Annotated in this window: 1 protein-coding gene; it reads right to left on the bottom strand. The window is 72.2% G+C overall.

The features are described from left to right. On the bottom strand, positions 1 to 2142 hold a 2142-nt coding region (locus tag SSBG_RS20400; RefSeq protein WP_008747957.1), incomplete at both ends, for an Rne/Rng family ribonuclease.

Genomic DNA, 2142 nt, shown 5'->3' with positions numbered 1-2142 from the left:
CCGCGTCGGCCGCCGGCTCCTGGACCCCGGCGACGGCCTCGGGCTGCTCGCCCTTGAGCTCCTCGGGGTCGTAGGCGCCGACCGTGTCCGTGTCGGTCACGCGCGAGCCGCGCGGCGTCCCGGCGGGCGCGGAGGAGCGGCGCGAGGCGCGGCGGCGGCTGCGCTCGCGGCGTCCGCCGTACCCGGCCGCGGCGGCCTCGGCCTCGGCGGCGGTGCTGTACAGGTCCTCGTCGGGCGTGAAGGCGGGCTCGGGCAGCGCGGCGGGGCCGGTGACGACCTCGGCCGCGAACTCCTCCTGGGCCTTGGCCTCCTCGGCCTGCTCGGCGCTCACGTACTCGTACGTCAGCTCGTGCTCGACGTGCTCGTGCTCGTGCTCGTGCTCGCCGCTCTTGCCCTTCTTCTTGCGCTTGCCGCCACCGCCGCCGCCCTGGGTCGTGGGCTGGTCGAGGTGGACGATGACGCCGCGCCCGTTGCAGTGGACGCAGGTCTCGGAGAAGGACTCCAGGAGGCCCTGCCCGACGCGCTTGCGGGTCATCTGCACGAGACCGAGCGAGGTGACCTCGGCGACCTGGTGCTTGGTGCGGTCGCGGCCCAGGCACTCCAGGAGGCGCCGCAGGACGAGGTCGCGGTTGGACTCCAGGACCATGTCGATGAAGTCGATGACGACGATCCCGCCGAGGTCGCGCAGCCGGAGCTGGCGCACGATCTCCTCGGCCGCCTCCAGGTTGTTCCTGGTGACGGTCTCCTCCAGGTTGCCGCCCTGCCCGGTGAACTTCCCGGTGTTGACGTCGACCACGATCATGGCCTCGGTCTTGTCGATCACGAGGGAGCCGCCGGAGGGCAGCCACACCTTGCGGTCGAGCGCCTTGGCGAGCTGCTCGTCGATGCGGTACGTGGCGAAGACGTCGACCTCGGAGGTCCACCGCGACAGGCGTCCGACGAGGTCGGGGGCGACGTGCGAGACGTAGCCGTGGACGGTCTCCCAGGCCCGGTCGCCGCTGACGACGACCTTCGTGAAGTCCTCGTTGAAGATGTCGCGGACGACCCGGACGGTCATGTCGGGCTCGCCGTAGAGCAGCGTCGGCGCGTTGCCCGTCTTGGCCTTCTTCCGGATGTCCTCCCACTGCGACTGGAGCCGCTCGACGTCGCGTCGCAGCTCGTCCTCGCTCGCGCCCTCGGCGGCCGTGCGCACGATGACGCCGGCGTCCTCGGGGACGATCTTCTTGAGGATGGTCTTGAGGCGCGCGCGCTCGGTGTCGGGCAGCTTGCGGCTGATGCCGGTCATCGAGCCCTCGGGCACGTAGACCAGGTAGCGGCCCGGCAGCGAGACCTGGCTCGTCAGGCGGGCGCCCTTGTGGCCGATCGGGTCCTTCGTGACCTGCACGAGGACGGACTGCCCGGACTTGAGGGCGCTCTCGATGCGGCGCGGGCCGTGGTGGCCGAGCGCCTCGAAGTTGACCTCACCGGCGTACAGGACCGCGTTGCGGCCCTTGCCGATGTCGATGAACGCGGCCTCCATGGAGGGCAGCACGTTCTGCACCTTGCCGAGGTAGACGTTGCCGACGTAGGAGGTCGACTCGGCCTTGTTGACGTAGTGCTCGACCAGGACGTCGTCCTCCAGGACGCCGATCTGGGTGCGCTCGCCCTGCTCGCGGACGACCATGACGCGCTCGACGGCCTCGCGGCGGGCCAGGAACTCGGCCTCGCTGATGATCGGCACCCGGCGGCGGCCCTGCTCGCGGCCCTCGCGGCGGCGCTGCTTCTTCGCCTCCAGGCGGGTCGAGCCCTTGATGGACTGGACCTCGTCGCCCGGGTCGCTCTCCTTGCGCCGTTCCTTCGGCTCGCGGATCTTGACGACGGTGCGCTCGGGGTCGTCGGCCGCGGGCGTCGTCCCGCTCTCGCCGGAGGCGTCCGAGGCACGGCGGCGACGGCGACGGCGGCGGCGGCTGGAGGAGGACCCGGAGCCCTCGTCCTCGTCGCGCGCGGCGCTCTCCTCGTCCTGCTCGTCCTCGGCCGTCTCCCGGACGGGCTCCTTCGCCGTCTCCTTGGCGGGTGCCTGGGGCGCGGCGGCCGGGGTGTCCTCGGAGGCGGGCTCCTCGGTCTCGTCCTCGTCCTCGCCGTCCTCGCGCTGGTCCTGCTCGG

The sequence above is a fragment of the Streptomyces sp. SPB074 genome (assembly GCF_000154905.1).
Classification (GTDB): Bacteria; Actinomycetota; Actinomycetes; order Streptomycetales; family Streptomycetaceae; genus Streptomyces.
The sequence above is the reverse complement of the archived record's forward strand: the minus strand, read 5'-3'. Positions and strand labels throughout refer to the sequence as shown.